A 25156-nucleotide genomic window follows, 5' to 3' on the forward strand; every position below is an offset into this window, starting at 1 on the left:
TCTTATTTATTACTCGGACTTCATCGTTTAATTTATACTATGAATCAATTTCAACCCTTGCTTCTTTCTGGGTAATCTCTTTGATTTGTTACTATTTGAACTCGGAGAGTGACATAAGAGGGTTATATGAAATACAAATAAGAATGATACAGATAAATAGTCCCCAAGTCCCTAAGTCCCCGACGCGAAGCTAGTCCTTTAGGGCAAGTCCCCAAATCTTTCATTTGTAGCAAACATTTGTAGATTTCATATTAACTTGTCACGAATGTCTAAGCTGTGACGGATGAGAGGACGGGCGAAAGTACTGTTTCAATATCTTTTAAGACATCGCTACTCAATTTAACTTCCGATGCTGCGGCATTGTCTTCTACCTGTTCGGGACGACTCGCACCGATAATAGCGGAAGATACTCGCTCATCTCGCAAGATCCAGGCTAAAGCTAGTTGAGCTAGGGAAATATTTAATCTTTGCGCGATCGGCTTGAGGTTTTGTACGGCACTAAGGATGCGATCGCTAGAAAAATTGCCCATAAAACCATTCATCTGGTCGTTTGCTGCGCGAGAATCTTGTGGTGGTGCTTGTCCTGGTTGGTATTTTCCAGTCAGAACACCTTGGGCTAGGGGTGACCAAACAATCTGACCGATACCATTGGCAGCACACAAAGGAAATACTTCTGCTTCGGGTTTGCGCCATAGCATTGAGTATTGAGGTTGACTGGAGACAAACTTTTCTACATTGGGTAGATCTAATGCTGCTTGAATTTGCTCGGGACTCCATTCACTAAAGCCAATATAGCGGGCTTTACCTTGCCTTACTACTTCAGTTAAAGCTTCCATTGTTTCTTCTAGGGGCGTATTTACGTCATAACGATGACACTGATAGAGATCGACATAATCCGTGCGTAGACGTTGCAAGGAAGCATCAATTTGTTTGTGGATTTGAGTTGCCGATAAACCGCGATCGCTTTCTGACATAGGAAAATAAACTTTGGTCGCCAAGATGTAAGAACTGCGATCGCGTCCCTGTAAAATTTCTCCTAATAAAGATTCTGCTGCCCCACGTCCGTATACATTGGCAGTGTCGATACAGTTAATGCCAAGAGCAAAAGCTTTATGAATACAGGCTTCAGCTTTTTGTCGCTCAACTCCACCGCCATAGGTTAACCAAGAGCCTAAAATTAATTCAGAAACTTTGAGATCGCTATTGCCAAGTTGTCTATATTTCATTTTTTTCTCCGTTGGTAATTTTAAATCAATATTAAAATAGTAATTCAACGGTTTTATACCTGGGATCGTTCATAGGATTTGGGTAATTGCAAAAGAATAAATCAATCCTCTATAATCCAGTCTAGGCAAAGCGAAAAAATAGGTTGCAACTAGATGGATCAAATAGTCAAAACCATAGTTACTAGCTTACAATAGTTACTAGGTAGTGCAATCAAGTCATTGCCTGGGATAATTACAGCTTTAATCGTTCTGATGTTGACTCGCTATGCAGCCGAGTATGCCAGAAATATAGCTGAGAAAATAGGGTGCGATTCGTTTAGTATAAACGTACTTAACTAGTACGGGGACTACTAGCATGGAAAAAACAAAAAATGCCAATAATAAGGCAGATTAATAGAACCATGACAACTGAATATCCGTGAGAGTGCGAGAACTCCTATAACAAGGATTAAGGTCGGTCACCTTACAAACTCAAGTCTCTCTCCCCAGGTGTTGCTACCGTGTACACACAAGTCAAAGTAAACTATCACAGAGGAGCTTAAAAAACATTTTAGGATAGATGGACAACCCAATACTGGTTTACGCAGAAAAATTCAAAGGCAAGACATTTGGAGACCCAAGATTGCTCAAAAGGGGGTAGCATTATATGAAGCATTACAGGAACATCAATCAGTCAAAATCCGCCAAATAAGTCGAAATAGAGCCGAACAAGTAGGATATTATCGCTTTTTGGAGCATGAAAACGTGACAGTATCAGAACAAAGACAAAGTATTGCCCAGCATTGCCAACAAAACTTAGAAGAACGTCACGTATTAGCAATAAGTGACAGCAGCGAAATTAATTTGCAGTCTCATGTAGGAAGACTGAAATCAGAAAACTTGGGAGTAGTAGGAAATAACATAGATGTCGGATTTTACATTCATCCAACATTAATTGTGGATAGTGAAAATGGATTTCCTTTAGGATTAAGCACTATACAGAGCCTTGTCAAGGAACTTATACCATTAATGTTCCAGCCGACAAACGTATTGAGCGTGTAAGAAGACAAGCCTTGCTCAAAGTTCGTTTTGGTCGAGTGAAGATTAAGCGACCTGAAGCCTTAAAAGCTTTTGATTATCCTCCATCAGTTACTCTTTACGGTGTCGAAGTCGAAGAAGTTTGCCCACCTGCGAGTCAAAAGCCAATTCATTGGCGATTGTTAACCACTCATGATGTGATGTCAATCGAACAAGCACTACAAGTCATCGAATGGTACAAGTGGCGATGGCGTATCGAGGAACTGTTTGCAGCTCTCAAAAAAGCAGGATTAAATATTGACTTAACCTGGGGTTGATCGTATGTCTGCAAAACAAAACCTCTTAATTAATAATTTTGTTACTCTTGTTACTATTTATTCTCAATAAGTTGGTAACAATCTTATTTTGCATTATTGATAGTTAATTGCAAGTAGATACTGACAAAACTTAATAAATAGTGACTGGTTAAAACATTTAGCCAATCTTTTGATCAGAGAGCAGAGGCATTATTGACGAACAATCAAAAGCTTAAAACGATTTATCAGTATAGAATTTTGGAAAATAGTAGTAAAACAAGAAACTAAGATCGCAGCAAGATAATTATAAAATCAGCTCCAGAAAATTTTATCAATCAAGCATTATTTAGTGGCAAAATATTATTTATTGAGAATAACTTGCAATTATTTGCGAAGAGATTATATGATACTAGAACTGATCGACCACGTTACACGAAACCACAAAATCAATTAACAGGACAAACAATCATGGCTAAAATTGGTCTATTTTACGGCTCGACTACGGGTAAAACAGAAGAAGCAGCCGAAGCAATACAAAACGCTTTAGGAGGCTCAAGCGTTGTGACACTCCACGAAATCGCTGAGGTCTCAGATAGTGACTTTGCCGACTATGAGCGCATTATTATTGCTTGTCCTACCTGGGATATTGGCGGATTACAATCAGACTGGGAAGGCTTTTACGAAGACGAGCTAGATAATATCGATTTTAGCGGTAAGAAAGTGGCATATTTTGGCACAGGCGATCAAGTAGGCTATGCCGATAATTTTCAAGATGCGATGGGAATCTTGGAAGAAAAGATTTCTAGTTTAGGTGGTGAAACAGTAGGTCATTGGTCTACAGACGGTTATGAACACGAAGCATCCAAAGCCGATCGGGGTGGCAAATTTGTCGGCTTGGCTTTAGATGAAGATAATCAATCAGAATTAACAGATGAACGAATTCAGAAATGGACGACACAATTAAAGTCTGAATTTGCTCTCTAGTAAATAGCTATAAGCCATAAGCTATAAGCCTTTATTAGACTCTTGCATGAATAAGAGATTAATTCTTGTTCTTTTTTCCCTCAAGGAAAAACTAATAAATAAGAGTTTAGAGCTTAGAGCTTAAAGCTTGGAGCTTAGAGCTAGCTAAAAAGTTTGGGGATTCTCCTCTCCAAAGAATGGGAAAAGTAGCCGATTGTAATGAGCCAACATTAATCTTATGCTTTTCCCTTTTCTTGCAACAAATCACTAGAATTATTTATTCATGCCTCATCTAGTCTTATGTTTCAGTGTTTGGACATTAGTTTTTACTTGCTTATTTTGGCGATCCGAAGGCTAGGCGGAGCCTAATCGCTTTCCATAATTAAGCAGGCTATTAATCATCTCCAACGCCTTCACCAAATACCCTGCGATCGATGTGTCTACTTTACAGGTGATTACCGACTGAAATGTACGGTTAATCCAATGGTGGCAATGTCGGAAACAGCAATTGGCTGCCGAGACTTTATCTACAATAAGCAACAAACTGCCTGTAGTAACTGTGTAGCTGTTAATCATTGTAGCAATGCCAACCAAAAATCAAAGCATTCAGTATTCCAACCCAAACTCACTTATTTAAAATGAAGATATCTCCTGCAACAGCACCAGTTTGGATTAATGCCAATCCTAGTTTTAAAGACTTTGACGGTCGTATCGTTCGCTATTTATCTCAACAAATACCCGTTGCTTATTGGGAATATTATCAGGAACTAGACGAAGCAAGTTCTCTGAAAATAGCGATAACATTACTGCACGACTATCTTAAATCCCGATCGCAACCGACAGATTTAATCGGTCATGGCACAGGTGGTTTACTCGGATTACTTTATGCTCGTGAACATCCTGAGCGCGTAAAATCTTTAACTTTGCTGGGAGTAGGTTGCTCGCCGACTATTGACTGGCAAGCGCACTATTATCAGATGCGAAAGTTATTACCTTGCAGTCAAGATATTATTCTTGCTCGGATGGTACAGATGATGTTTGGTCATCAAAGCCGAGCAAATGTCAAAAATCTAGTTGAAATCCTGAAACAAGATTTATATACTGCACCTACTGCTCATTCACTTTATCAATTAGATCGAGTAGAATCGGGAAAAGTATTGATGCCAATGATGGTATGCGGTAGTGATAATGATGGTATTGTCGATCGCTCTGCTTTACGAGGATGGTCAGATTATTTAAAAGATGATGATCTACTCTGGATAAACCCATTGGGACATCATTTCTTTCATTATTTTTTCCCTGAATATACAGGCAGGAAAATAATTAAATTCTGGCAAAATGTAGAGCAAAATTGTGTCTCTTCCAAACTGATAGCATTACAAAAGACTTGTCATCCTTAATACTAATTTGAGTTACTAGCGCGGATTACCAAAAAAAGTTAGAGTCAAGCTATCGTGAATCAAAAGTTGTCGTCAAAAACCGATTGATTCTGTTTTAGGTTATGATTGGCTGGGATAAATATGGACGCAATTAGTTGGCAAAAAATCTTAGTAAGATTATTGTTTGCTTTTATTCTTGGAAGTGCGGTCGGAATTGAAAGAAGATGGGATCAAACTAAACAAAACATTCAAGCCAATAGCCAAGTAGCTTTGGGAGCAGCAATGTTTTCCCTACTTGTCAGTTCAGCTTCAGAAACCAAATTTGTTTCTCAGTTGGTGTTAGGTATCAGTATTCTTTGTGCTGGCATTTTTTTACAACAACAGGCAAGACAGTCACCTGCCCAACCTATAAGTATTGTAACTCAGCTTTGGTGTGCAGGTGCAGCAGGCTCTTTGGTAGGATACGGTCTTTTTTTGCCTGCTTATATCAGTATCTCAATTATTTTCATCACTAATTTATTGTTTCCAGCTGCAAAAACAAGTTTGAATCTTCATCTAGAAAAAAAGACGGTTGACGATACTAATTTATTGTTTCCAGCTTCAGAAACAAATTTGAATCTTCATCCAGAAAAAGAGAAGGTTGACGATTTAGATTTAAGTAAGGCTGCAATAGATCAAGAAACTTATTACCAGTGTCACGTAAACTGCTTGGCAGTAGACGAAGCACAAGTACTATCTTTATTAGTTCAATTATGTAAAGAACAACAGCTAACGCCAACGAAAATTAGCAGTAGAAATTTAGACAATAACCCCTCCCCCTCTGCTCCTGAAATCGAGGTGCAAATGGATTTTGTTACCGATCGCGATATTAGCCCCCTAGAATTACAGCAGGTATTAATCAGCCTGAAGTCAAAACTGAAAATTATGTCAGCTAGTTGGTCAGAAATCGGTAAAAATAACCACTTTTTATCAAGATTAGTATTAAGAATATGAGATAATTTTAAGCTAAATAAAACTTGTTTTTCAGCAACTTGGCAGCAGATGAATTTATCTCATCAAAAACTAGACTCGCAGCAATCAAAAAGACAAAGTTCAATTCAAAAAGTGCTTTACATAACGTTGGGGTTGAACCTGTTGGTTTTAGAAACAAAATTTAGCTTGGGTTTAGCAACAGGTTCTCTTAGCTTGTTAGCAGATGCCCTACACTCATTGTCAGACAGTGCCAGCAATATTTTAGGTTTAATTGCGATGCGCCTTGCTAATCCTAAACCAGATTGGGATCATCCTTATGGACATTCTAAGTTTGAATCTTTAGGGGCATTGGGAATTGCAGGTTTTTTAATTGTGGCTGGGATTGAAATTTTGGACTCAGCGGTGAAACGTCTTTTTTTCGCTGGGGACAGTGAATCTATCGAGGTTAGCAATCTCAGTCTAGTGATGATGATCACTGTATTGATGATTAATATTGGCGTTGCTGTATACGAAGCCGAAAGAGGAAAAGCTCTTAATAGCAAACTTTTACAAGCCGATGCTCGACATACTTTCAGTGATGTTTGGGTGACAGTAATTCTGTTGGTTGGGATGTGGGGAATACGTTTAGGATTCGGGTGGCTGGATATCGTCTTGGCTTTTCTGGTGGCAGGTTTAGTGTTTTGGAGTGCTTGGGAAGTAATTAGAGAGAATGTTCCTTTCTTGAGCGATCGCGTAGCTATTCCAGCTAGAGAAATTATGAAAACTGTAACGGATGTATATGGCGTACTTAACTGTCATTCAATTACGTCTAGAGGCGTATTGGGTCAAGCAATATTTATCGAGATGCACTTAGTAGTTGCACCGCGAGAAATCAGTGAGGCATACAAAATTGTCGAAGCAGTAGAACAAAAGCTGCAAGAAAAGTATGGTTCTGTACATGCAACAATTCAGCTAGAACCGCACAAAAACATCGAACTATTAGAAAGTCATCTTAAACAGCCCCAAAGTTAAAATATGTCAACGGCGAGCGCGCAGTTCTGCTTCAATCCATTGCTTGACAGTTGCTACGACCGATTCCACAGGTAGATCTTGGGATTCTTTAGTTGCTCGTTTCACCACCTCTACCTTGCCTTCAGAGAGCGATCGCCCTGTGACCACGCGATAGGGAATACCCACTAGTTCACTATCCTTAAATTTTACTCCTGCTCGTTCTTTGCGGTCATCTAGTAAGACTTCTACTCCCGCCTGTTTAAACTCTTCATAGAGTCTTTCTCCCACCGCCATTTTCTCTTCGTCAGAGATATTCGGTACGATGACGATGACATGATAGGGAGCGATCGCCACAGGCCAAATAATGCCATCTCGATCGTAGGATTGTTCTACTGCTGCTTGAGCTAAACGTGATACACCAATACCATAGCAGCCCATCCAGAGGGGTTCTGTTGCACCCTGTTCGTTAGTAAAGTTGGCCCCCATCGCCTCGGAATATTCTGTCCCTAGTTGGAAAATATGCCCAGCTTCGATACCTCTGGCACTGCTTAAGGTTTGACTGGGATCGTGGATTGCGCGATCGCCTGCTTGAGCTTTTTGAATATCTACTTGCAGTTCAGGTAGGGTAAAGTTATCGCCCCAGTTTGCCCCGACGACGTGATAGCCTACTTCATTCGCCCCTGTGACAAAGTTTTTGAGATCTAATACAGTTCGATCGGCTAAACGCAAGAATTGCTGCACTACATTCTTAGAAGTGCTGATATAGTCATCAGCTAAGTTGGGAGCGATATAGCCTAAAGGTAAGGGTTTGGCTGCCCATTTTTTTTGCGCAGTGGCATCAGGTACAGTAAGCGCAATAATTGTCTTAGCCTGGTACTGAGGAGCAAGTTTAGTTAATTCATTAGTTAGCTTGACTTCATTGACATCGCGATCGCCACGGATATTAATCAAGACCAAAACAGTCGTGGCGTTATCGTAAATCACCTCGTATAATACGTTTTTCACAATTACTGTCGGCGAACAATTAACCGCTTCGGCTAGGGTGGCGATCGTTTCCGTATTGGGAGTGGCTAACTTTTCGTAACTGCTAAAAGGCGACTCCACCACATCAGGAGGTAAAGATACCGCTTTTTCAGTGTTGGCGGCATAATTCCCATCTTCGGTATAGAGAATCTCGTCTTCTCCTGCTTCTGCCAGAATCATAAACTCCTGAGATCCCGAACCGCCAATCGCTCCCGAATCTGCGTCTACGGGGCGAAATTGTAACCCACAGCGGGTCATAATCTGGCGGTAGGCCCGATCCATCGCCTGATAAGTTTCTTTTAAACTAGCCTCATCCACATGGAAAGAATAGGCATCTTTCATGATAAATTCTCGTCCGCGCATCAAGCCAAAACGAGGACGAATCTCATCGCGAAATTTAGTTTGAATCTGATATAAATTCAACGGTAGCTGACGATAAGAGCGAATCGTTTCACGGGCAATGGTAGTAATAATCTCTTCGTGGGTTGGCCCTAAACCCAATTCGCGATCGCTGCGATCGGTCAGAGAAAACATAATTCCTTCTGCCTTAGTGTAAGTATCCCACCGTCCTGATTCCTGCCAGAGCTGGGATGGCTGTAGCTGAGGCAATAAGCATTCCTGCGCTCCTGTTGCATCCATCTCTTCTCGGACAATTTGCGATACCTTCTGTAACACTCGCCACATCAAGGGCATATAAGCATAAATTCCGCTACCAATACGGCGGATATAGCCTGCACGAAGTAACAACTGATGACTGGGTATTTCTGCCTCTGCTGGAGTTTCTCTCAGTGTCACAAACAGCATCTGGTTTAGTCGCATGGTTCTTTCCTTCAGTAAGATTGCGGAATTGGGAATTCTTATTTTATCAGTCGGCTGGTAAACAAAAAAAAGATAAGAAATTTAAGACAATAATCTTTCAATCTCCTATCTCAATATATGATGATGTTTGCTCAAATTAACTCAATCTTTAATAACTTTTTATTCTAGTTATAAACCTTACCGCCACCCCAAAGGATGCCGCGAATTTCAGGTTGAATTAAAATATGTCCCGCAACTGCTTCTAAATCTTCATCAGTCAGATTGCGCATCTTGGGATAAAGATCGGAGCGAGTGGTATTAGGGTGGAATTCATAAATATCTTTTTCCCCATCATAGGTAGTGGGGTTTTTGAGATAATCTACAATTCCTTCAACGTTATCTCTGGCGGGATAAGCTCCAGATAAAGCAGTTAAACCTAAGTTAACGTTAGGATTAGTTTTGGTTGCGCCACCCTTGTGACAATAACTACAGCTATCAACAAATACTCTTTGTCCTTGTTTAACCTGTTTGAGACTTAAGGTTATTGTGTCTCCTTTGTCATTTAGGGGAACAGTACGAATGCTCTCATCAAGTTCCACCGCATTAACGATTCCAATTTTAAATTGAATTACCAAAAATAAGGCAGCTACAGTAGCAAGTAAAAATCTTTTCAACATTGTTCTCCTCAAAATTTGAATTTGATCGACGCTCAGAGTAAATTCCACCAACAAGTTAATCACCCGTTCCCCGCCTTACAAAGACGGGGCTTGCAGGTGACCGTTGGCCAATGAACCAGCATCCATAATCTTCAGCTATTTATTTTGACAGAATACTTAAAGCTTATAAAAAACAGTAAACAATCTTATCGCTCAGGATCAATTGGGAACATAAACCATGATTCCTTTAACCAGCTTCTGAATTAGTTTTAGTAGCCAGAATTTCCATAATTATTGCCTTAGCATCTTCTAATGCTAAACAAGTGCGTTCGTTTTTATAGTTTATTTTAAAGCGATCGCAAAGCTCAAATACGACTTGTTCTTCTAAGTCATATTCTGCTGCAATATCAGCAATTGATAGTTCTGCAAAGCCCATAAGTACGGTCTATCTAAATCTTGTTGATGAAGACTAAATGATTAATAAATGGTCAGAGAGACCCCGCTGTAAAACAACGGGGCTTCCTCTGACTTCGTCGTTGTTCAGTAATTATGTATTATACTAGGATTTCGTTTAGGTCGAGATGAGCAAGAATACTCAACTAGACTGTTTGCGCCCCAATAATAATCAATATCATCTCATTTAATAGACCCAAGTGCGGGAAAAATTTTTAGAGGCTAGGCCTTACCTTTCCCTGCGAGTTATTTGTGAGGTAGTAAAAGGGAACGCAAGTCCACCACTTTGCCGATCACAGCGATCGCAGGTGCTTGAAATCCTGTTGTAGTTACCTGTTCAACAATCGTACCCAAAGTGCCAATCAGTTCTGTCTGGTCGGGTCTAGTACCCCAGCGAATAAGAGCGATCGGAGTTTCCAGGGTCATACCTCCAGTGAGCAAACTGGGAATAATACGGGACAGGTTATGAACTCCCATATAAATCACAATAGTCTCTGAACCTTGAGCGATCGCCTGCCAGTTGACTTCGGGCCGATATTTTTCCGTAGCTTCGTGTCCTGTGACAAAGGTGACAGAAGAATTGTAGCGACGATGAGTCACGGGAATGCCAGCATAAGCGGGAGCAGCAATCCCTGAAGTAATACCAGGTACTACTTCTACCTCTACCCCTGCTCGAACTAGATCCGCCATTTCCTCTCCACCTCTGCCAAACACAAAAGGATCGCCTCCTTTAAGACGAACTACTACGGCGTTGCTTTGGGCCTTAGTTCTCAGTAATTCAGTGGTTTGCGCCTGGGGTAAAGAATGGCGCTTTCGACGCTTGCCTGCGTTGATTTTTTCAGTTGTGGCAGGAATAATTGCCATAATTTCTGGGCTAACCAAGGCATCATAAATAACAACATCAGCATGTTCTAGTAGGGTTTTTCCCTTCACCGTCAGTAAGCCAGGATCTCCTGGGCCTGCACCAACTAAATAAACCTTACCGAGATACTTTGGTTGATTCATATAGGTTGACTAAATAATCTAAGTAATTTAAGCTTCTTTGGCAATTAATTCGGCGATCGCAGGCGTTGACCCAAGGGGTTCGCCTAGCAGCAACTCGATTTGGGGATATTCCTGCCGTAATTCCTCAATTTCCGTGGCGATCGCTTCGGTGATTTTGCCAGGAAATAAAAAGTAGGGCAAAATGGCGATTTTCTCACTGCCTAAAGCTATTTGCGCTTTAATTTGTTGAGTAAACTTAGGAATAGTAGACCAGTAGGCTAGCTCCGCGTTTAACTGATTTGACAAATTTTGATAATATTCGCCTGCCGTAAGTAGTCTACTACCATGGGCAATTAAAATACGTGTTTTTGCTGATAATTCGTCAAATCGATTTGCCAACAGCGAAATTATTCCCGAATATTTACCTAAATATGGAGATAATTCAATAGTTACTTGGTTGTCTAGCTGTTTACTAGCTAAGCTAATTTCAGCAGGAATATCTGACTGAACGTGAACTCCAGGAGCTAAAAATAAGGGAATTACCTTAATCTGCTTAAATCCTTGTCCATTTGCTTTTTGGGCGAAGTCAATTAAGCTTTGACTCAAAGATCGATCCCCTAACTCTAAGGCGGCTACTTCAATTAAAGGAATCCAATCCAAGTCTGAAACTATTGTTGATTTAGACTCACAATCAAACGAATTCTTCCCTAAGTAATTTTCCTGAGTTAATATGTTCTTGGATTTATATTTGGCGATTAATAGGTTTTTAAGATTTAAAACGGCAGCATGAGTGCGACAGTCTCTACTACCGTGAAAAACTAGGAGATAAGCGTAGGATGAAATCAAATAAATTACCGTAACTTTATAGATAAATTAATTGGAGAAGCGTATATTTAAGAAATTATAGCGACGAAAACAATTGATTCTGTAGTAAATGATATATTTTAAATGCCAACATTAGTATAAATACTGATATAACTGTCGTATTAATTCAAAATTCATTAGATCACTATATAAAATTTAAACTTCTTAACTGAACATATGTTGAGTAATAACTCTAACGATCAATATACAAATAACTCCTCCTCATCGGTTACTCCCTCAAGAGATTCTTTGGATGTTAGTTTGAGTGAATATCTAGTTAAAGTAAAAAGACGTTGGAAACCAGCTTTAGCCGTCTTTCTTTTAACATTGGGAGTGGCTGGATGTCTGAGTTTATTACAAAAGAAAACATATGAGGCAGAAGGAAAGCTGCTGTTTAAGCAAAAAAGTGCTGGAGCTATTGGTGAAATTGGCAAGGAAGCAGGTACTTTAAATACGATCTTAAATGACCAAACTCCTTTAAGTACTCAAATTCAAGTCTTAGAATCTGAGCCTGTGATTCAACAGGTAATCGATCGTCAAAAGTTAACGGATAACAATGGCGAACCTTTAAAGCCCGAAGACTTTAGGAAAAAACTTGTAGCCGAAGTCGTCGGTGGAACAGATGTAGTGGGCGTTAGCTATAAGCATTCCGATCCCAAAGTAGCATCTAATGTCGTCAATACTATCATGGATGTCTATATTCAGACTCAAATTGAAAGTAATCAAAGTCAGCCTGGCGCTGCTAAAGAGTTTATCGATGGTCAATTACCTCAAATAGAAGCCAAAGTTAAAAGTGCGGAAGAACAAATTTCCGCTTTTAGAGCGCAAAATGGCATTGTTGATTTGAGCGAAGAGAAAAGAGGTTTAGTCAGTAATTTAGGCTCGATCAATCAGCAAATCACGGTAACGGGTTCTGAACTACAGGGGATGCAGGCTCAGTCTGCTGCTCTTCAAGGACAGTTAGGTTTAGATCTAGAACAAGCGGTTAAAGCCAATCAATTAGGATCATATCCTGAAGTCCAAAGCATTTTGGATCAACTAGCCGAGACTGAATCATCTTTAGCTAAAGAACGCCAAAGGTTTAGCGATCAACATCCTGCCGTAATTAGTTTAAATGAAAAGAAAGACGCTTTAACCCAACAGTTAAGAAGCTTAATTGCTGCCAATGTGGGTGAGGGAGTTGAGGTTTCTCAAGGTTTGTTGCGCAATGAAAATAGCACAAAAGAAAATCAACTCGAAAAATTTATTAGCTTCAAAATTGAAGAGTTGAGCCTGCAAAAACAGGTTGGCGCTTTGTACAATTCTCAGCAAGAGTTGATCAAAAGAGCTAAAGTTCTACCTGAATTAGAGCAAAAAGATCGTGAACTAGTGCGTCAGGCTGAATCGGCAGGGAAAACTTATGAGACTCTACTTAATAATTTACAAGAAGCGACGATCGCTGCCAACAGTAAAAGCGGTAATGCCGACGTGGTTGAATATGCTGCTTTACCTGATAAGGGTAACTCAGGTAGAGCTATCTTATTGGGAATGGGCGTAATTATGGGTGCATTTCTAGCTAACTTGACAGTTATTTTGCTGGAGATGCAGGATCGCTCAATTAATTCTTTAGTTGAAATTAAAAAGAAATTTCCCTATCCAACTGTGGGCATCACTCGTTTAGAACCACCTATGTATCAGGGGAGAATCGTCACCAGGGATGAGCCTGACTCTTTCTCCAGTGAAGTCTATCGGATGATTCAAGCGAATCTTAAGTTTTTGACTAATGATAAGCCACCTAAAGTAATCTTAGTCACTAGTTCTGTTCCTGAAGAGGGTAAGTCTACTGTAACAGCTAATTTAGCGGCGGCGATCTCTCAATTAGGTCGCAGTGTATTATTAGTAGATGCGGATCTGCGTCGTTCTTCTCAACATCATCTTTGGGGCGTAGACAATCACAAGGGACTCAAGGATATTGTCGTCGATAACGTTAGCCCCTTGTCTGTGATCAGACAACCCATGCCCAAACTGAGCTTACTAACTAGTGGGATCGTTGAAGCTAATCCCTTGGCAATTTTAGATTCGCCTAAGATGAGTGATTTTATTGGTCGTTCGCGCCGAGAATACGATCTGATCTTGATTGATGTTCCTCCTTTACCTGTGACGGCAGATGTTCTAACCATTAGTAAGCTGGTAGATGGCATTTTATTTGTGACTCGACCAGGAATTGTGGAGCATGAAAGTGCTGAACTTGCTCAAGAAGCTTTGGCAACCACAGGACAGAAAATTTTAGGGATGGTAGTCAATGGAGTCAAAGCAAATGAATTTGACCGTTATTCCTATCATGGCCGTTATGGGAAGAAATACTTTGAAAAAGGTAACGTTCAGTATGAAGGAAGTCAAAATAACTTTAATGGCACTCAAAACTTGTCTAATATGCCTGAAGGCAACAATGCCAATGGTAGTATTAGCAGAGCAAAATTATAATCGATATTATGAGGCAAGATTCCAGCATCTGGTAATGTAGATAAAATTCTTAAGCTGCACGACCATTAATTGATTATGCTGATGGAATTAGATTGACGGGACGAGATCGTGTAAGATCGATTTCTTAGTAAATTTACTAATTCTTGCCAGCATCAGGATAACTTGCAAACATGACTTTACAATTGCGCGTTTATGTCCCAGAGCATCCTTTGATTAAACACTGGCTAGCTGTAGCTCGTGATCTCAATACACCATCAGTATTATTTAAAAGTGCTTTATCTGAGCTAGGGCGATGGTTAGCCTATGAAGCGATTAGAAATTGGTTGCCTACCGTAGATACCACGGTACAAACGCCTTTAACTCAATGCCCAGGAACTTTTGTTAATCCTGAAGTTCCTCTGGGCATAGTACCGATCATGCGTGCTGGGTTAGCGCTGTTAGATGAGGTGCAGAAAGTTCTGCCCTTAGCTTCGGTTTATCATTTAGGCTTAGTGCGGAATGAATCTTCCTTAGAGCCAAGCTGTTATTTAAATAAGCTGCCTAAAAAATTTAACGAAGAAACAAGAATAATCATTTTAGAGCCGATGTTAGCCACAGGAGGATCGATTATGATGGCAATGGAGGAAGTTACTAAGCGGGGCGTTAAGCCAGATTTGATTAGGATTATTTCCATCGTGGCTGCTCCTCCTGCCCTCAGACAACTTAGTGAAAATTACCCTGGGTTGGAGATTTATACAGCTATGATTGATGAAGGACTAAATAGCAAAGGATATATTGTTCCAGGTTTAGGCGATGCAGGCGATCGCGCTTTCGGCACGTAGACAATTCATAATAATTGTAAGTATTCTTAAGAAGATTAGATCGTTATGAGTCAACAAAATGGTTTTGGTAGTGGATTTGTCTTAGGTTCGCTTGTTGGTGGTGTAGTTGGTGGTGTCTTAGGCACAGTTATAGCCACCCGCAAGGAAAAGCAAATCGGCAAAACAGATTACCAACTACAAACAAGTCAAGAAACACCCTTTAGTACCGAAGAAAGTATCGAACTGGCTCGACATGGTTTAGAAGATAAAATTGCTCAGCTCAACTTGGCAATTGATGATGTCAGACAGCAGTTAGGAACGGTTAAAGCTTCCCCAGAGCAGGATTAGCTTCGGTTGAGGCTAAAGAAAAACAGTTTACAACTAGTTATGAAGGAATTATCAACGTAGAATTAATTTTTTAGCTAAACGGGGTTTTAAACATAATCAATTGTGAACTAATTAATCAAAATTTAGTAAGACTAGCTATATTAATAGCTGTTAAGGCAAAATTACTTAATCTTGGTTTTAACCATCGGCGATTAATCATACTGTTTAAACTAAAGTGGAGCAGAAAAGCAATTTAAAACCCCAATATTGCAATCAGGAATTAACGGAATTTAATCAGAATTTGGTAGCTACCTATTACCAAAGAGGTAAGAGTAATCTTAGGCTGAAAAATTATCTGGCGGCTCTTCAAGATTTTGATACAGTTCTAGAAATCGATCCGCAAAACGTCAAAGCTTATTTAATTCGTGGCTATACCTACGGAGAAATCAAAGATTTTAACCAAGAAATTGCTAATTACAGTACAGCAATTGTCCTTAATCCTAAATTAGCAAAAGCTTACCGTAGTCGAGGCTATGCCTATGGTATTCTGCAACAATATCAACAGGCGATCGCCGATCTCAATCAGGCAGTAAAATTAGACCCTAACTATATTCAAGCCTACTTTAATCTTGCCTGTATTTATCATCTTGTAGCACAACATCATCTTGCTATAGATAATTTTACTCAAGTAATCCAGTTAGACCCACAAAACGCTCAAGCTTATTATCATCGGGGTAATATTTATCAATACCTAGAAGATTATCCAGCCGCGATCGATGATTTTACCCAGGTAATTGTTTATAATCCCGACCATGCTCAAGCATATCGTAGTCGCGGACAGGTGCATTTCCAGCGAGAAAATTATCGCAGTGCCATTATTGACTATAGCCAAGCAATTTTCCTCAATCCACAAGATTGGCAATCCCTTTACTATCAGGGACATTCTTACCGACAGTTGGCAGATTATCCTAATGCTTGGGCAAGCTATAGTGAGGTGATTAAGTTGAAACCTCGATTAGCTAGTATTTATCGGGATCGTGGCTATGTCAGCGGTAAACTAAAAGATTATACTGGAGCGATCGCCGATTACACTCATGGAATTAAATGTGAGCCTCAGCATCCTGTCAATTATTATCATCGGGCTAATGCTCATAGTTTTTTGCGACAAGATCGACAGGCGATCGCCGATTACACTAAATGTATTGAGCTAGAGCCAAATTATCACCAAGCTTATTTTAATCGTGGTGTTGCCTACAGTTCACTGCGAGAATATCATAAGGCGATTGATGATTATAATTTGGCACTGACTACCTTGGCACTGACTAACAAGTCTCAATCACCCGTAATTTATAATAATCGTGGCATTGCTTATCAACAACTTAAGCAATATCAGCAAGCGATCGCCGACTATACCCAGGCAATCTTTTTGGACTCTGACTATGCTGATGCTTATTACAATCGAGCCTTAGTTCACCATCTTTTAAAAAATCAACAGAAATTTTTCCAAGACTTAGCTACAGCCCAAAATCTATTTTTAAAACAGAAAAAAGTTAAGCTAGCACAACGAGCTTCCGAAATGATCCAACAATTAGATCAGGGCATTTAATGAGCAATGAACAAGTTAATCAGTAATCAATAATATGGCTATAGAATGGGAATCGTCAGATTATCAAGATGCTCTGACAGAGTTAAACCTCGAATTACAGCAAAATCCCGACGATATTGATGCCTATTATGCTAGAAGCGAACTTTACTATAGCGTAGAAGACTATGATGCAGGGATCAAAGATCTTAATGCGATTCTGCAACGAAACAGTCAAGAGGTTTTAGCCTACATGTTTCGTGCTTATGGTTACGGACAGTTAAACAATTATCGGCTCGCTATTGATGATTACAATACTGTCTTAGATTTATCTCCTAAGTATGCCAAGGCTTATTTTAATCGCGGTACTACATACCATAAATTAGAACAATATCAGCAAGCGATCGCCGATTTTGATTTAGCTATAAAAATCGATCCCGACTATGCCGATGCTTACTACAACCGAGCTATAGTTAAAAATCAGTTAGAGTATTATCAAGAAGCGATCGCCGACTATACGGAGGTAATTCGCCTACAACCGAATGAGCAAGCAGCCTACTATAACCGAGGCAACACCTACAATAAAATAAAACAATATTCTCAAGCTCTAGCAGATTATAATCGAGCCATTTCCCTTAAGCCCGAAGATTTAGAAGCTTACTATAATCGGGCTAATGTTTACCATAAAACTCAAGCTTATTCTGAGGCGATCGCTGACTATAACCATGTCATCAAATTTAATTCTCGTCACGCACCAACCTATTACAATCGGGGAACAACTTATTTAGCGACTCAGGATTTTGACCAGGCGATCGTTGATTTCACTAAGGCAATCAAACTTAATCCCAACTATACCGAAGCTTATTACAATCGTGCTGTGGCAGCTAACAAAATTGGGGAATATCAAAAAGCGATCGCCGATCATCAACAGGCGATTAAGCTCAAACCCAACTATGCTGAAGCTTATGGCAACTTGGGGTTAGTTTATCAAACTATAGGAGATAAAAAGCAGGCAATTAAGCACCTCAAGCAGGCAGCAACGCTATTTAAACAGCAAAATAATCAGGCTTTATCTCAATATGTGGAAGATAAACTAGCATCTTTTAATTAAGCAAGAGCGATTAACTCGAAGGGTTACGCTACGCGATGGACTATGTTTAAGAGGGCTATGAAAACTCCAGTCTAAACGTTATCACGACACAATTATGGGTTTCTCCCAAAATTTTCTTCATGAGATACATCAGTCAGTTTTAATAGTATTTTGGTAGCTGCTGATAAAAGTTTTTCCAGTTCTTCAGACTCTACTAATGACCAGATTAACTGAGGATCGACTCTAAAATACTCGTGTATGGCCATATTTCGGAATCCAATAATCTGCCTCCACGGAATTTCTGGGTAGTCCTCCAATATCTCTTTGGGAATTCTGTTACTCGCTTCTCCAATAATTTCAAGTCTCCGAATGATTGCGTCTTGTAAAATTTCATCCTCAAAAAAGCTATCCTTTCCCCTTGAAGCATATTTTTTAACTTTGTGAATACACTCTATGATGTCTTCTACAAAATACCTCGTAGAGCGAATTTTTTTTTCTGTCATTAGTTACATAAACACTCTTTCTTAACCTACAAACATCTTTAAACATCTTTAGTTAAGTAGGGAGGCAAAATAATTTATCAGACTCGATCAGAAATTTTCTTCATAGTGCCTAGTGCCTACATTTTATATTTAATTACAACCAGCAACTTATAAATTGGATATGAGGATGGCATCATTTAAAATGCTTTCTCGCATCCCCTCGCGAAGACTAGTACTGGGAGCAAGATCCACTTTTAACTTTAATAGGTCTTCTAGTTCTTGTTTAAGTCTGATGAAATCTATTAAGTTTTGCCCCTCGCCAACATCGATCAGAAAATCAATATCGCTATTGTCAACAGCTTGTTCTCTTGAGACAGAACCGAACACTCTAATGTTTAAGGCTTTGTTTGCTTCTGCAAGTCTGAGAATCTGATCCTTAAACTTTTTTAAATGCTCTAAATTCATCATTAGTTTTTTATAAGATAAACTATCCTCAAAGCTACTAATATCTTACTTTTGATAAATGATATCAGCAATAATTTCTAACGATATATTACATTACTCCTTGCAAAAGATTTACTGCCGTAAACTACGAGTTTGTTCAAGGATATCTTCAATGTCTTCTTGGGAAAGACGCTCAACATAGTTAATTTTAATTTCTTCTAATAAATCAACCAACAGTAGCTCGATTTTATTCATACTCTGCTGCGCCTGTAGCTCACTAGAAATTGACTTACCCACATTGCTAATTAAGCTCTCGACGAGGCGATCGAACTGCTTGTCTTCTGCTAAAGCTGCTTGGAGAGTGCTACTAAAAGCACTATAACTTTGGGACACTAGCTGATGACTGATGCTGGCGATGGTGCGATCGCCTCCTGGTATTATTTTAATTCCTCGATAAGCTGGGCTTTGCTTCAATGCTTTTTCGATGCTATATTGCAGCAGAGTTTCCACTTCAGGTTGAATTGCTGGTAAAACGCGATCTGCAGTTACTTTAGCTAAAATTCTGACCAGTTCAATAATTTCATTAGTGCCGTTAAGATCGACATAAGCATTAGTAGCTTGTTGAGATAGCAGCCGCTCAAGCTCGCCATTTCTAATTGAAGCTTGAATTTGATTAATTATACGGATAATCACGACTTCTGTCACATCTTCGGCAATTCCTGCCACTAAACCTTGACTAAGCTGCTTCTGAATCGAGTTTAAGTTAATTATCTGTGCCTGATTTAAACGAATTGTCACGGGAATAACCCTTAGCCAGCGCCAAATAGGCAACAGGAAGAAAATATCATACCAGCGCCAGAGCATTGCATCAAGCCAGCTTACGCCTACTCGACGACGACTAATGAACCAAGTTCGTGCCAAAAATTCGAGACCAAACAAAACGCCAAAAGGAAAATCAATCAAACCAAAGTAGTCAACATAACCACCATTTTCGCCAATGGCTCGATAATAGTTGGTTTCCAACAGGGGTTTAATTTCCGCGTCAAAAAAAGCCATTTCTTCAGCAACCCTACCTTTAAAGTAGTCGGGAGTCCAAAAACGCCAAAATGCAGCTTTGGCTGAATTATCTCGATTCGGAAGATGCGATCGCATCCTGTTTTTAATTCTTTCTAAATTACCCGTTTTATTTGCTTCTGCAAAAGCATTGGTTTGAATTATTTCCAGACTCCGACGGCGGATATCACCAAAAAGAGTCTTAGCGTTAGCCGAATCAACGCCGTTAGCTGCCAACTCCAGCTTTAGTTGTTCCACTTTAGCTAAATATTCTTGCGTATCCCGATTAGGAATAATCCCCTTCACCACATCGTATTGAGTGATCGACCTAGAAATATTTTCGGGTAGTAAGTCTAGTTTGATACCAGCATACTGCACATAGGCAGTATTAATTTTGCCTAGAGTAACTTGACCCAACAGCCAAAAATCCCTCAAAGGGACATAACTAAGATCAAAACCTACAATGGTGAGGTTAATTACAGCTACTAAAGCCATAAACCTCTCTAACCAAAGATTTGGTCGGTATCTTTTAACTCTTCTAGGAGTTCGTTTAACAATAGCCACTTAGATGATTACTGATTACTGATTACTAATTACTAATTACTGATTACTAGTCACTGTTCGTTGCTCACTGTTCATTGTTCATTGTTCAAAACGCCTCGCAGAAAAATATCGGAGATGCCTTCTGCCATTTCCTGCATTGCTTTGGGGGAAGCGTCGGGGTTCATAATGGTTTCTTCGGAAAAACCTGCGATCGCAAAAATACCCAAAAATACCTTCGCCACAATTTTGGGATTCATCCGCCGATAAATACCTTTTTCCATTGCCGTTTCAAAAAATGCTTCTGCTACATCGGTCATTTTGGTGATTACTTCGGCTTGAATGCTCTCTCTTAATTCTGGGTGGTATTGAGCCTCGATAAAGCAAACCCGCATTAAGTTACTATTTTGGCGCATATTGAGCATCCGACGGCGCATTACTTGCGATACCGCTTTATAGTTACCCATTTCACTCAATTCAGTTAATAAGTCGGTGAGAATATCCACCCAGCCAGCGGTAGCTACCTCAATTAAAATTGCTTTTTTGCTCTGGAAATGGCGAAATAAAGTACCTTCCGCTACTCCTGCTGACTTAGCTAAATCCTTGGTGGTTGTACCTTCGTAGCCGCGTTTGGCAAATAGTTGCAGTGCCGCCTGTAAGATTTTGGTGCGTGTGTCTTCTTCGGTTTGAGGAGTTTGACGCATTTCTCGCCAGGCTTGCTGAGAAAAAATTTGCATAGGCTTTGGGTAGTTATAATTAATCGGAACGCTGTAGACAAGAAGATCGTGATTGATTGCATAGCAGTGTCAACTATACTTCAAATCATCGTAATTGAAGATTCAGAAATTTAGCAAAAATTCGACGGTCTAGAACTCCACCATAATCGGATCTGGTAAGAGGTCAGCTTTTTTGGCTCAATTCTTTACAGATTGTTATCTATATTTATTTGTTTCTCAATTAGCATTTTGCTTAAACAACGAGGTGCAAAATCTGAGTAGAATATAACCGCAGTATTGTTACAAAAATGTTAAGCAAATTAATCACTTGGGGAGACTGAATGAAATCAAATAGAGCTAGTTGTTTTGGGATAACTAAATCGCGCTGGATAGTTTTAATCGCGATCGCGGTTTTATGGTGGAATTGTGCTGGTTTATCCGTCTTAGCTGCAACTCAAACTCAACCAAAGTCATCAATTCAGCCCTATATTAATCGGGTAATAGAACAAGTTACCGAGTTTACCCTTGATAATGGTTTACAGTTTATTGTCCTGGAAAATCATGAAGCTCCCGTGGTTTCTTTCGTCACCTACGCTAATGTGGGAGGAGTTGATGAACCCGATGGTCAAACTGGTGTAGCTCATTTCCTTGAACATCTGGCTTTTAAAGGTACTAAAAAGATTGGCACTACTAATTATCCCGCTGAAGCTAAAGAACTAGATAAACTCGACACAATTTTTGCGGAGATTCAACAGGTACAAAAGTCAGGAGATAAAACAAAACTGGCACAGCTAACAGAACAGTTTGTGGCAACTCAAGCAGCGGCGAATCAATATGTTCAACAAAATAAATTTGGCGAGATTGTAGATACGGCGGGGGGAGTAGATTTAAATGCAGCTACTTCTGCCGATTACACTAGTTATTTTTATAGTTTTCCTGCCAACAAGCTAGAACTCTGGATGTCTTTAGAATCGGAAAGATTTCTCGAACCAGTATTCCGCGAATTTTATCAAGAAAAACAGGTGATTCTGGAAGAGAGAAGAATGCGGACTGATAATTCTCCCATCGGTAAAATGATCGAAGAATTTTTAGATACCGCCTATGATATTCATCCCTACAAACGACCTGTAATTGGCTACGAAGGAGATATTAACGCTCTGTCGAGAGAAAATGTCGAAAAGTTTTTCAAGACTTATTACTCACCGAATAATTTAACTATGGCGATCGCAGGAGATGTGTATCCTGACGAAGTACAAAAATTAGCCAAAACTTATTTCGGGCGTTTTAAAGCTCAATCCCAAACTCAACCCAGCGTCGTTACTAAAGTAGAGCCTCCCCAGTCAAAAACTAAAACAGTTACGGTCACTTTTCCTTCACAACCTTGGTATCTCGAAGGCTATCATATTCCCGCTTTGAGCGATCCTGATTATGGGGTATATGAAGTCATTGCCCAACTATTAAGTAGTGGCAGAACCTCACGTCTCTATAAATCTTTAGTAGAGGAACAGCAGTTAGCGCTCTCCGCCGAAGGTTTCAGCGGTTTTCCTGGCGATAAGTATCCCAATTTAATGTTAGTTTATGCTCTCACTTCCCCTGGTACTAGCGTCGATCGCTTAGGTACGGCGTTAAGAGCCGAAATTGAACGCCTAAAAACCGAATCTGTAACCCCAGAAGAACTCGAACAGGTCAAAACTCAACTCAAAGCAGGTTTATTACGTACTCTAGATTCCAATATGGGTATGGCGAGGGTGCTAGCAGAATATCAGGGAAAAACTGGAAGTTGGCGCAATATATTTGAGGAATTAAAGAAACTAGAAGCTATTACTCCTCAAGATATTCAGCGAGTTGCCCTCAAAACATTTACTGAGGAAAATCGTACTATTGGCAAGTTACTTCCTCCTACAGGAAGTAGGAAATAGGAAATAGGAAATAAAAAATAGGAAGTAGTATTTCAAAGATGTCCTAATATCAAGTCCGCTTAAGTGCTTCTAATAAAATCTTTGCCCCAAACTAAGCGGGATAAACGCCTCTGCGTCTTTGCGACGCGAAGCTAGTGCTAAAGCATACCGCTTCGCATATCCTTTAGGGCGCGAGTTTTAATTGGAATTGTTTAAACGGACTTCCTATAACGTTTTTACGCAAGGATATAATATTACTTAGCAAAAGTTTGACAAGTGCTGACAAAAAAAAGCTGCATTAATTATGAATTGGTTTTAATGCAGCCATTGTTTATTGAGAGAATTAGAATCCAGCTTGACAACTCTAAGGTAGTTGAGGCGCATTTAAGGCGATCGCATCCTGCAACAATGAAGTTGTCCCAGAGATAAAATTGTATCGATCACCTGCTCGATCGATCTGCTGTTGCACAATTATCGGTAATGCTTCGCGGGCTTTTGATGCTATTTCTACAGTTTTTAGATCGTAGGTGTTGGTCGCTAATTTAGGATATAAACCAATCCCTATAACTGGTAGTAGTAAACAGGTAGCAATTAAAATTTCGCGAGGTTGAGCATCAAGTTGCCAGTTGTCTAATTTTAGCTTGGGGTTACTTTCGCCATAAAACACCTGACGTAACATTGATAGTAGATAGATTGGCGTGATAATTAAACCTACGGCGGTTAAGAAAATAATTATTGTCTTAAAAGTTTGGCTATAGACATCACTGGTGGCAATTCCCAGAAATATGGTTAATTCTCCCACAAAGCCACTCATTCCAGGTAAGGCCAAAGAAGCCATCGCTCCTGTGGTAAACATGGCGAATGTTTTAGGCATTGACTTTGCCATTCCTCCCATCTCGTCCATCATCAAAGTATGGGTGCGATCGTAAGTAGCACCTGAGAGAAAGAATAAAGCAGCAGCAATTAAACCATGAGAGAGCATCTGTAACATTGCGCCGTTTAATCCTAAGTCGGTAAAGGAGGCAATACCAATCAAGACGAAACCCATGTGGGAAATCGAAGAGGAGGCTAATCTGCGTTTGAGGTTTGTTTGTCCAAAAGCGGTGAAAGCTCCGTAGACAATGTTAATTACGCCTAAGATGACTAACAGTGGGGCAAACTTAATATGAGCAGCAGGTAGAATCTCAATATTGAAGCGTATTAAGGCATATCCACCCATTTTTAAGAGTACACCAGCCAAGATCATTGATATTGGTGCAGAAGCTTGACTATGAGCATCAGGAAGCCAGGTATGAAGAGGAAATATTGGGAGCTTGACGCCGAAAGCAATTAAAAAACCAGCATAAGCCAACAAGCTCAAAGATAGGGGGTAATCTTTTAAAGCTAGCTCAGTCAGATTGAAGGTAATATTGTCGCCATAAAAAGCCAGAGCTAAACCTGAGACTAAGATAAAGATCGATGCTAAAGCTGTATAGAGAATAAATTTAGTCGCTGCATAAAGACGCTTTTCACCACCCCAAATTGAAATCAACAGATATACAGGTACTAGTTCTATTTCCCACATGAGGAAAAAGAGCATTAAGTCTTGAGCAGCAAATACGCCAATTTGCGCGCTATACAAAACTAGGACTAGGAAGTAATAAAGCTTTGGTTTATGGTCTACTTTCCAAGAAGCCAAAATCGCTAGGGTAGTAATCAAACCAGATAGTAAAATCAATGGCATCGATAGACCATCAACCCCTACAGACCAATTTAAACCCAGTTGAGGTATCCAAGAGTAGGTTTCTTGCAGCTGCATTCCCGTAGTGCTGAAACTGTAATGCTCCCAAAATCCGTAAACCATTAAGCTTAGGTTCGCCAAACCGACATATAGGGCATACCATCTAACAGTTTTGCCATCTTTATCGGGGAGCAAAGGAATCGCAGCGGAGGCAATTAAAGGTAGGGCAATGATGGCAGTTAACCAAGGCATTTGAATACTTTCCATAGTTCTTTAGGCATTCATACTTATTCTCTCTCGTTCAATTGTATTAAGTTTTGTTAAAAAATGCCAATAATTCAGATCACAATCTAAAAAATGTGATGGGAAAGCCAAATTTATAGTGGTGTGTTTTACTGGGATGCGTTGTTTAGCAGCTGG

General features: G+C 39.8%; 23 protein-coding genes. 12 read left to right on the plus strand and 11 right to left on the minus strand.

The window, feature by feature from the left end:
* Window positions 1-269: 269 nt before the first annotated feature.
* Window positions 270-1226, minus strand: a complete 957-nt coding sequence (locus KME09_02105; GenBank protein ID MBW4532707.1) for an aldo/keto reductase family protein — start codon at window positions 1224-1226, stop codon at window positions 270-272.
* Window positions 1227-1970: 744 nt separating this feature from the next.
* Between KME09_02105 and KME09_02110 the strand changes: the two genes are divergently transcribed.
* From KME09_02110 to KME09_02135, 6 genes are all read left to right on the plus strand, one after another.
* Window positions 1971-2267: a hypothetical protein gene (locus tag KME09_02110; protein MBW4532708.1), complete on the plus strand. Its 297-nt coding sequence runs from the start codon at window positions 1971-1973 to the stop codon at window positions 2265-2267.
* An 11-nt stretch (window positions 2268-2278) separates the two neighbouring features.
* Window positions 2279-2560: a hypothetical protein gene (locus KME09_02115; GenBank protein MBW4532709.1), complete on the plus strand. Its 282-nt coding sequence runs from the start codon at window positions 2279-2281 to the stop codon at window positions 2558-2560.
* Between the two features lie 447 nt (window positions 2561-3007).
* A complete protein-coding gene (gene fldA, locus KME09_02120) occupies window positions 3008-3523 on the plus strand; it encodes a flavodoxin FldA (GenBank protein MBW4532710.1) in 516 nt (171 codons plus the stop codon).
* 617 nt (window positions 3524-4140) lie between these two features.
* A complete protein-coding gene (locus KME09_02125; protein ID MBW4532711.1) occupies window positions 4141-4902 on the plus strand; it encodes an alpha/beta fold hydrolase in 762 nt (253 codons plus the stop codon).
* Window positions 4903-5022: 120 nt separating this feature from the next.
* On the plus strand, window positions 5023-5874 hold the full coding sequence (locus tag KME09_02130) for an MgtC/SapB family protein (GenBank protein MBW4532712.1): 852 nt from the start codon (window positions 5023-5025) through the stop codon (window positions 5872-5874).
* A gap of 48 nt (window positions 5875-5922) precedes the next feature.
* A complete protein-coding gene (locus tag KME09_02135; protein ID MBW4532713.1) occupies window positions 5923-6864 on the plus strand; it encodes a cation diffusion facilitator family transporter in 942 nt (313 codons plus the stop codon).
* A 6-nt stretch (window positions 6865-6870) separates the two neighbouring features.
* Here KME09_02135 and proS read toward each other — a convergent pair whose 3' ends face one another.
* The 5 genes from proS to KME09_02160 all read right to left on the minus strand — a co-directional run bounded on the left by proS (window position 6871) and on the right by KME09_02160 (window position 11603).
* Window positions 6871-8685, minus strand: a complete 1815-nt coding sequence (proS, locus tag KME09_02140) for a proline--tRNA ligase (GenBank protein MBW4532714.1) — start codon at window positions 8683-8685, stop codon at window positions 6871-6873.
* A gap of 164 nt (window positions 8686-8849) precedes the next feature.
* Entirely contained in the window at window positions 8850-9341 is a 492-nt protein-coding gene (gene psbV, locus KME09_02145; GenBank protein MBW4532715.1) for a cytochrome c-550, read from the minus strand.
* Between the two features lie 226 nt (window positions 9342-9567).
* A complete protein-coding gene (locus KME09_02150) occupies window positions 9568-9756 on the minus strand; it encodes a translation initiation factor IF-2 (protein MBW4532716.1) in 189 nt (62 codons plus the stop codon).
* A 263-nt stretch (window positions 9757-10019) separates the two neighbouring features.
* Window positions 10020-10778, minus strand: a complete 759-nt coding sequence (cobA, locus tag KME09_02155; GenBank protein MBW4532717.1) for a uroporphyrinogen-III C-methyltransferase — start codon at window positions 10776-10778, stop codon at window positions 10020-10022.
* Window positions 10779-10805: 27 nt separating this feature from the next.
* Entirely contained in the window at window positions 10806-11603 is a 798-nt protein-coding gene (locus KME09_02160; protein MBW4532718.1) for a sirohydrochlorin chelatase, read from the minus strand.
* 195 nt (window positions 11604-11798) lie between these two features.
* On the opposite strand from KME09_02160, the gene KME09_02165 reads away from it, so the two are divergent.
* From KME09_02165 to KME09_02185, 5 genes are all read left to right on the plus strand, one after another.
* Entirely contained in the window at window positions 11799-14084 is a 2286-nt protein-coding gene (locus KME09_02165) for a polysaccharide biosynthesis tyrosine autokinase (GenBank protein MBW4532719.1), read from the plus strand.
* Between the two features lie 170 nt (window positions 14085-14254).
* Entirely contained in the window at window positions 14255-14905 is a 651-nt protein-coding gene (upp, locus tag KME09_02170) for a uracil phosphoribosyltransferase (GenBank protein ID MBW4532720.1), read from the plus strand.
* A 45-nt stretch (window positions 14906-14950) separates the two neighbouring features.
* Entirely contained in the window at window positions 14951-15232 is a 282-nt protein-coding gene (locus KME09_02175; protein MBW4532721.1) for a hypothetical protein, read from the plus strand.
* 214 nt (window positions 15233-15446) lie between these two features.
* Window positions 15447-16817 (plus strand): tetratricopeptide repeat protein, encoded by a 1371-nt coding sequence (locus KME09_02180; protein MBW4532722.1) that lies wholly within the window; start codon window positions 15447-15449, stop codon window positions 16815-16817.
* Window positions 16818-16851: 34 nt separating this feature from the next.
* Complete coding sequence (locus tag KME09_02185) at window positions 16852-17904, plus strand: tetratricopeptide repeat protein (protein ID MBW4532723.1); 1053 nt, start codon at window positions 16852-16854, stop codon at window positions 17902-17904.
* A 92-nt stretch (window positions 17905-17996) separates the two neighbouring features.
* Here KME09_02185 and KME09_02190 read toward each other — a convergent pair whose 3' ends face one another.
* The 4 genes from KME09_02190 to KME09_02205 form a co-directional block, all read right to left on the minus strand.
* The gene (locus KME09_02190; GenBank protein MBW4532724.1) at window positions 17997-18386 is read right to left on the minus strand and encodes a DUF86 domain-containing protein; all 390 of its coding nucleotides are present in this window, start codon (window positions 18384-18386) and stop codon (window positions 17997-17999) included.
* Between the two features lie 147 nt (window positions 18387-18533).
* Window positions 18534-18830, minus strand: coding sequence for a nucleotidyltransferase domain-containing protein (locus KME09_02195; GenBank protein ID MBW4532725.1), 297 nt, complete (start codon window positions 18828-18830; stop codon window positions 18534-18536).
* Window positions 18831-18941: 111 nt separating this feature from the next.
* Window positions 18942-20426 carry a hypothetical protein gene (locus KME09_02200; GenBank protein MBW4532726.1) on the minus strand — a complete coding sequence of 495 codons (1485 nt, stop codon included), beginning with the start codon at window positions 20424-20426 and terminating at the stop codon, window positions 18942-18944.
* A 71-nt stretch (window positions 20427-20497) separates the two neighbouring features.
* A complete protein-coding gene (locus KME09_02205; GenBank protein MBW4532727.1) occupies window positions 20498-21139 on the minus strand; it encodes a TetR/AcrR family transcriptional regulator in 642 nt (213 codons plus the stop codon).
* A 320-nt stretch (window positions 21140-21459) separates the two neighbouring features.
* On the opposite strand from KME09_02205, the gene KME09_02210 reads away from it, so the two are divergent.
* The gene (locus KME09_02210) at window positions 21460-23037 is read left to right on the plus strand and encodes an insulinase family protein (protein MBW4532728.1); all 1578 of its coding nucleotides are present in this window, start codon (window positions 21460-21462) and stop codon (window positions 23035-23037) included.
* Between the two features lie 343 nt (window positions 23038-23380).
* Here KME09_02210 and KME09_02215 read toward each other — a convergent pair whose 3' ends face one another.
* Window positions 23381-25003 carry an NAD(P)H-quinone oxidoreductase subunit 4 gene (locus KME09_02215; protein MBW4532729.1) on the minus strand — a complete coding sequence of 541 codons (1623 nt, stop codon included), beginning with the start codon at window positions 25001-25003 and terminating at the stop codon, window positions 23381-23383.
* Window positions 25004-25156: the final 153 nt, after the last annotated feature.

Source organism: Pleurocapsa minor HA4230-MV1, assembly GCA_019359095.1.
Taxonomy (GTDB): Bacteria; Cyanobacteriota; Cyanobacteriia; order Cyanobacteriales; family Xenococcaceae; genus Waterburya; species Waterburya minor.